This window comes from Proteiniphilum sp. UBA5463 (assembly GCF_002427225.1).
Classification (GTDB): domain Bacteria; phylum Bacteroidota; class Bacteroidia; order Bacteroidales; family Dysgonomonadaceae; genus Proteiniphilum; species Proteiniphilum propionicum.
Window position 1 is genome coordinate 1 of the sequence record NZ_DIQL01000061.1, and the last position, 7,515, is coordinate 7,515.

The following is a 7,515-nucleotide window of genomic DNA, read 5'->3' on the forward strand; positions in this document are numbered from 1 at the left end:
AGTGATGCCAGGATCCGGAAGAGCGACGATTTCCCGGCACCGTCCGGACCAATCACACCGAATATCTCCCCGTCATCTACTGTGAAAGAGATGCTGTTCAGGGCATTCACCTTACCCTGCCTGCCGTAACTTTTATGTAAATCCTTTACTTCAATCATTTTTGTTGCAAATTAAAGCTTAACCTCTCCATACATGCCGATCTTCAGGAAACCATCGTTCGGGACGGCAATTTTCAGCGCATACACTAAGTTAGCCCGTTCATTCTTGGTCTGAATGGTCTTGGGAGTAAACTCCGATTTATCGGATATCCAGTTGATCCGGCCCTTGTATGACTTCATTCCGCCGTGCCCGTCGTCAACCCGTACCGTCACCTCACCGTTCAGTTTGATTTGTGCCAGCTGATCATTTGTCACGTAGGCCCTCAGGAATAGGATTCCGGTATCGGCAATTTTGAATAGGGGAGTACCTATGGTAGCCAGCTCACCTGCCTCTGCATATCTGTTGAGTACGGTCCCCGAAATAGGGCTGACGATACGGGTCTTGTCCAGTTGATCTTCCAGTTGTGCGACCTGAATATCGAGCGTGGAGCTTTGTGCGGAAATATTATCACTGCTTTTTTGTAATGTGGATGTCAGCGCCGATAGCTGCCTCCTCACAACCTCCAATTGGGAGTCAATGTCGTCCAGCTGTTTCTGATTGGCGGCATTGGCGGTAACCAATCTCCCTAACCGTGCTTTTTCCCGCTCCAATGATTTGATTTGCTCCTGTAAAGCTGCCGTCTGCGCTTTTATATCGGGCTGCTGGGCACGGACACCTTTCGCGTTGGAGAGCAAGGACATTTTTTGCAGATAGAGCTGGGTGCTGTCGATGAGTCCCACTTCTTGCCCTTGTTCCAGCTGATCTCCCTCATTCAGCCCCAGCTCTAAAATGCGTCCATTCGCCTGTGATGAGACGATAATTTCCGTTGCTTCAAACGATCCGGTAGCGTCATAGTCGCCTTTGCCGTTGCTGCATGAAAAGAGCAGGAACAAGGCGGATAATGTTGTTAGTAATCTAAATAGTTTCATCGTTTAATGTTGTTTTATTGAATTTTAGTAGATATCCTCAGATAGCTTATGCGACTAAAACAGAGACCTTTTAGCTATTTACGGGATACCCATAGCTCGCGATAAACGTAAAAAAGAGTAGTTGTTTGAGCGAAGCGAGTTTCTACTCTTTTAGTTGACACGAGCGAGAATGGGTCGCAAAATATCGTCAGACGATGATTTAGTCACATATAGACAGCCTCCATTTTATTGATTTATTGTATGTTTCAGTGAATAGATCGACATGAGGTATTGAACTTCATGCAATGTTTTCGCTTGTTTGACTGCCTCCTCGGCATTGATTTCCTTCATCAGGTCGGATACCGTCAGGGTGCCGTTTTCCACTTTCACCTCGGCAGCTTCACGGATCAGCGTTTGATGGCGTATGATCTCGTCATCGTCCAGCATGGTCTTTTTATATTTTTCAATCTCCAACTGCTGCTGCGGTATCTGTACTTTCAGATTATACAGGAAAGTCTCCTTTTGCGTGTTCACCGACTGTTTTTGCAGATCGATCTTCTTCTTGTCGTTACCGTATGTATATAGATTGCCAATGTTCCATGAGAGGCGGATCCCTCCCAAAAAGTAGGGGGAAAATTTGGTGTCGAACATGTTGAGTCCCGGTTTTCCGTAACCTCCCTGTGCAAAGGCGGACAACTTTGGCATGTTTTTGGCTTTCAGGAGCGATTTTTGCGATTCAGCGGCCTCCTCCTGTGCGGTGAACATCTTTAACTCGGGACGATTGATGATGGGAGATATCAATTCTACTTCGGGATTTGGTTTTACAAATGTCGTATTCTTTTCGAGCGGTTCTCCGGTGAGCACGGATAACATCCGTATATAAGCATCTAACGTAGATTCCAACTGAATCCGCTGTTGTCCTGCTTTCAGCTGTTCTACCTTTACTGTGCTCAAGTCAACGTCGTTAGCTACGCCGTTTTGCACATAGGTTTGCACGTTATCGTAGTTGCGCTGCAGTTCATTTTCCAGGATCTCATGTTGCAGCAGGTTTCCCTTCATCAGCAGAATGCCGAAATAGAGATTATTTACCCGCTCTCTCAGGGCGTAAACCTCTGTGTCCAACTGCTTCTTTTCTACTTCCGCAACGGCTTTCAGACTTTTTTTCTGTGCTGAGATATTGCCTCCGTCCCATATAAGCTGGTTCAGTTCTGCCACCACGCGGTACTGGTCCTGGTCGGGCACTGGAAAATAGAGGGGCGGTATCCCTTCCGGCATCTCCATATCTATCCAAGTCACATCGGACTGCCAGGTAGCCAGGGCACTCACTGTGCCCTGCGGCAGAAACCCCCGGTTAGCATTCGCGATGCTGAAATCCTTTGTTTTCTCAATGATGTCGTATCGCGCTATGGCCGGGTAATTTGCTTCCGCCATCTTTTGAATCTCACTCAGTGTGATAACCTGTGACGATACAAGCGAACTGTTCAGCCAGATCAATGCTGCAAAAAAGAGGAATATTTTTAATCTCATGTTCTTATTTGTTTATTTGTTTATTGTTGTAATCCGTTTAATCTGTACGCTCCTTCAGAAGCAGCAACAGTGAGCCTGCCAAAGATTCGATGCTCTGTGCCACGTCCGATTCAAAATTGCTTATCTTCCACCTGAACAGTTGATGCCTGAAGGCAGGAATGATAATCTCCACGATCTGCTCCGACGTCAGCGAACGGGTTATCAGATCCTTCTCCTGACCTTCCTTTATAATTGCCTGGGCATGTTTTGTCAGGCTATTCATTAATTGTATAATCTTTTCACCTATCTGGGCGCTCTCATTTACAAGACCTTCTGAGAATACTACGACAACATAGAACGGATTCTCTTTAAAGTAGTACGTCAGTTCCTTGAAGAGAGCAGTAAAATCTTTTTCAAAAACACCCGATATTGAAGATTCTTTAAAGATTGTGTTTACATTTTCATTTAAATATTTCAACAGAGTGACAATGATCTCTTCTTTGCTGGAAAAATGCCTGTAAATAGCGCTCTCCGAGAAATTCATTTCTGAGGCCAGGTTTTTTATCGTCAGGCCGTTTATGCCGGAGGTTGTAAGCAGCTTTCCGGTTGCTTCAATAATTTCCAGCTGCCTAGGTTTAATGTTCATGGGTACTATCATCATTCCTTCTTTTAGCGTACGTATAAAAATTATCTAAATTCCTGTCCGGCAAAAGTTCCACAATCAAGGCGCTTCCTTTTTTGCCGCTTCAAGGAATTTTTCCATATTATCGAAAGATTTTTTGGGAAATGCCTTTTTCAACATCATAGACGGTACTTTGAATCCCGGCGAAACCGTAGTTTTGATGGTTATTTCCAATTGATTCCCTTCTACTTCCTTAAATGAATAGATCTCTTTTGCATAGGTCAGGCGGGCCATGTCCGTCTTTTCAATCAATGTAGGGTCTGCCGTAAGAGTAAACGTGGCCGTTTTATTTTTCCTGTCTTCTTCAAGTATCATTCGGTAGGAACCATCCACTGCCGGGGTAAGCAGCATTCCATCGTTGTAATAATAGATGGACCATTCATTTTCTGAGATTTTATTGATGAGTTTACTCGATTTTTCTCCGCGGAAATCTTTATGCTTTGCAATATTTTTCATTAATGCGATACAGTTGTCAATGCCGATACTTTCTGTTGTTGTAGTAATAGTTTTTACTACAGGGACTTTATCGTCGTCTTCATTTATCCGCGACGAAAAATTGTATTTCGCCGTTATTTTGCCATTTTTACTGAGTGCGGTTTTCCACTCGTCGGTTTGGGCAGATAGATTTGCGCCCAAAGAGACCATCCATGCCAGAAGCGTACTTTGTAAGATCGTAATGTTCATTGAGATTTTTGATTTTTTTTAGTAATTGAATAAGTTGATTTTTATACTGTTTATCCATTTTTAGAAAATCGGAGGAGACAAATAGAGCGAATTAAATAGTTTGTCGTTTTTTATCGTCATGGACGTTTTCACGACCAGGCCGGAGTCTAAAAACAAATTTTCCGTTTTACTGTCTATTTCCGAAACATAAATTACACGAATATATTTTTTTTGAAGAAAGAGCAACAACTCTTCGGTTGAAACGAATCTATCCTCTATATCAACGGTTTCTACACCAACAACCTCATCCCGACTCATATCAAAAATGACCAATATCTTTTTTTTGTGCTCAATACTGGTGAGTCTCTCCCCGGAAATAAAGAATGCTTTCCTTTCAATCATATCCCGATTATTTTTCTCCATTTTCAACATTCAAACATAAACTGATGAACAAATAATTTATGCCGAGAAGAGTAAGTGAATAGACTCCAACTAAAATTCCAAACATAAAATGACAATCGATTAATTAATCTCATAATAAGTAAGTGAGCAATCACTCACAAAGATACAATCGAAATTAAAAAATGCAACACATTTTGAATTATTTAACGCAACTTTCCGGTTTATTAACGTTGTGAAAGACCACAATCCTGTATCTTCCTATCCTGTACTGTTCCCCGTTCTGTACGGCAGAGCGTATCTCCGGATCTTTTTTTATATCCTTGGACTGGAATATGAGTAGCCTGTTTTTGAGCGGCCCTTTCAGGATATCCTCCCTGCTTTTTTTTACAATGTCTTTTCCGAGGTAAACATCCATGTTTTCGGCACGTGAGATGTTATACACCCAATAGTCCGAAATTTGACGCTCCTTCGATAATTCTCCCGCTTTTTCGCACAGATTTCTCCATCCAAGCTGACTGTTCAATTGCGGTATAGACCATCCGATGATGAAGACTGTCAACAAGATTCCCAATGCCAGGGTATTTATGGATTTGTAGGTATCTCTTTTCAGATACATGAAATAAATGGTGAATAATCCGGTGAGCGTGAATATTCCCACTCCTGCATAAATGAGCCAATTACCCAGATAGTGCATCCCTTTGGCAACGTTTAGATAAAAAACAACCGGAAGTGAAAAGACCAGCGCCACTGCTGGAATGGCTATAGTTAATCTGATCCATCGGCCTTGCAGGTTGAATTTTTTAAGCAGTAAGACGGAGAGGCCTATAATGAAGGGGATTACCGGTAGTGAATAGACTTCCAGTTTAGAGCTGATCAGGGACAGCAACGCCAGTGTAGATAGGATTATTGTAACAAAAAATTTCTCCGACACACGGTTGATCTTTTTTTTATATAAACCGGCAACAATGAGCCCTATTGTTAATAGTGACCAGGGCGCCAATGAATACCAAATAGAAATCGCATAATAGTAAAAAGGTTCTTTATGGTGAAAAGAGTTGATTCCCCGGCCGATAGTCTGGCGGACCAACAGGTCATTGATGTATTCTTTTCCGCCTTCAAGATAGACTCCCGTGAACCAGATAATGCAGCCTGCCAGAATAATCAGCAAGCTCTTCCATCCCCAATACTTTTTAAAATTGGATAATCTCTTGCGATAAAGTAAAAACAGGGTGGTTGAAACAAAAGGAATCAAAATGCCCAACGGCCCTTTTGAAAAGAGCGCCAGAAAAACGAACACCGGAAACAGCCATTCGTCTCGTTTCCGGCCTTCTCCCCGAAACATTTTATAAAAAGTGTACAAGGATAAAACAATGAACATGTTCATCAGCATATCCATACGGACGACCAGGGTGACACCGGTAAATAACCCGGTAGTCATCAGCATCAGCGAGGTTGTTGTTCCATCATTCTTAATCAGGCCGCTTTTCCCGTCTTCCCTGCGGATCCATTTCGACAGGGTTGTCAGCACGACAAATGCCGGAATAATCGATAAAAGTGAATAATACCACATCCGGTGTTCACCCAGAATCATCTTCCCGATCATCATCAGCCAGAAATGGAGAGGAGGTTTATCCGCGTAAATTTCACCCTGGTTGGTAAAAGTGAAGATATTCCCATTGCGAAGCGCTTCATCAACAATGCTTAGGTAACGCAATTCATTTTTTGGTGTGAAATCGCGTAAAATCATTGTGGGTAACAGGGCGATAAACCAGATTAAATAGATATATTTATTCTTCATGCAGACTTATTTTTCTGTTTTTGCAGCCGCTTATTGTGTCGTGCGAGTTCGCTTGCCAATAATCCACCAATTAATCCCCCATAGGTGCAATTTACCCAACACTCCGAAGAGAGAGGGAGCGTGCCGTAATACATACCCCAGTTAACCCAGTAAATGTAGCCCGTTATTATTCCCGACACTGTAAATAAAAGGGCATATAAATTTTCTTTAAAAAACGCATACGCTCGCTTCATACGTCTTCTTTTAATGTTTGCGCAATCATCTTTAAATTTTCAAAAGGCACTATTCCCATAATTCTTTTTACTTCTCTATTTCCCTTAAAAACCAATATATTGGGAATGCCGGATACATTGTGTTCGTAAAAAGCTTTTGGGTATTTGCTTATGTCTATCGAGTAAAAATAAATTATATAAGGCTCATTATCAATGAACTGTTCAATATTGAATCTCATTTTTTCGCAAAGTATCGAGTTGCTGTCATGGAAAAAAACAAAACGAATGTTATCGTCTTCAAATTTTATTCCATCCAGTTCAATTAAATTTGTTTTCGCTGATGCCAAAGGCATTTGTTTTATCCTGATCTCGGAAATAATCACGGTAAGGATGTAAAACATCACTGTAGCGACAATGAAATGCCAGGATTTTAGTTGAAAGACTTTATACGACATAGAAACACTGTTGTAATATTATTAACTCAACTTTCGCACGTGTCAACTGCTCATGAATTTAAAAGTAAGTGAGTAGACACAAACTAAAATTCCAAACATAAAATGACAATCGATTAATTAATCTCACAATAAGTAAGTGAGTAATCACTCACAAAGATACAATCGAAATTAAAAAATGCAACACATTTTGAATTATTTAACGCAACTTTCCGGTTTATTAACACAATGTGCGGGCCTTTCAACTACGCGGTCAGAAGTAATGTCCGAAACTAAGATAAGGGTGAAACCTCCTGGAGAGGCTGGAATACCCCAGTTCAACCCGCAATGGTCCGGCTACCGAAAGGTAGGAATAGCCTAAGTTTGCCCCCAGGTAAGATTTTCCTTCAAGCAGGTGATGCAGGTGATGGCTGTCTGCGGTGAAATTGATGTTGGCGTAGAGGTAATTTTTCGGGGTGAAATTATAATACAATGCCACATCCGTCGACAGCACCATGTTGTTTAAAAACTCCATGCCGGCAGAGCCCTGCACGGATATCTGCTGAGGCAGGTAATGTCCGTCGAACCTGCCTCCCGCTAAGTTGCGGTACATGTGCGGTACACTGTCGTTCATAACATACCTGGCGTTGATGCGGGGAGTGATGCAGATTTTTTGGGTTAACGGTAACGGTTTGTAGAAATTCATTTTCAGGACGCTTAATGGGATTTCGTTTTTCAGTTGAACGAAATTGTCGGTATGCAGTGAGTACTGAAA

9 protein-coding genes are annotated in these 7,515 nt (G+C 41.9%); all 9 read right to left on the reverse strand.

All coding sequences use genetic code 11. From position 1 onward, the window contains the following. Positions 1–158 (reverse strand): ATP-binding cassette domain-containing protein (locus B3B27_RS11185; protein WP_286847468.1); only part of this gene is annotated, 158 nt, incomplete at its 3' end. 12 nt (positions 159–170) lie between these two features. Next, positions 171–1,067, reverse strand: a complete 897-nt coding sequence (locus B3B27_RS11190; RefSeq protein ID WP_286847454.1) for an HlyD family secretion protein — start codon at positions 1,065–1,067, stop codon at positions 171–173. A 225-nt stretch (positions 1,068–1,292) separates the two neighbouring features. Beyond that, complete coding sequence (locus B3B27_RS11195) at positions 1,293–2,573, reverse strand: TolC family protein (protein WP_286847455.1); 1,281 nt, start codon at positions 2,571–2,573, stop codon at positions 1,293–1,295. Positions 2,574–2,610: 37 nt separating this feature from the next. Then, the gene (locus tag B3B27_RS11200) at positions 2,611–3,213 is read right to left on the reverse strand and encodes a TetR/AcrR family transcriptional regulator (protein WP_286847457.1); all 603 of its coding nucleotides are present in this window, start codon (positions 3,211–3,213) and stop codon (positions 2,611–2,613) included. A gap of 60 nt (positions 3,214–3,273) precedes the next feature. Further along, positions 3,274–3,918 carry a hypothetical protein gene (locus tag B3B27_RS11205; protein WP_286847459.1) on the reverse strand — a complete coding sequence of 215 codons (645 nt, stop codon included), beginning with the start codon at positions 3,916–3,918 and terminating at the stop codon, positions 3,274–3,276. Positions 3,919–3,978: 60 nt separating this feature from the next. Further along, a complete protein-coding gene (locus B3B27_RS11210; RefSeq protein WP_286847460.1) occupies positions 3,979–4,299 on the reverse strand; it encodes a hypothetical protein in 321 nt (106 codons plus the stop codon). A 199-nt stretch (positions 4,300–4,498) separates the two neighbouring features. After that, positions 4,499–6,097: an ArnT family glycosyltransferase gene (locus tag B3B27_RS11215; RefSeq protein ID WP_286847462.1), complete on the reverse strand. Its 1,599-nt coding sequence runs from the start codon at positions 6,095–6,097 to the stop codon at positions 4,499–4,501. Positions 6,098–6,326: 229 nt separating this feature from the next. After that, positions 6,327–6,662 (reverse strand): thioredoxin family protein, encoded by a 336-nt coding sequence (locus B3B27_RS11220; protein ID WP_286847464.1) that lies wholly within the window; start codon positions 6,660–6,662, stop codon positions 6,327–6,329. Positions 6,663–7,014: 352 nt separating this feature from the next. Further along, positions 7,015–7,515, reverse strand: a 501-nt coding sequence (locus B3B27_RS11225) for a hypothetical protein (RefSeq protein ID WP_286847465.1), incomplete at its 5' end; no start/stop codon positions are given.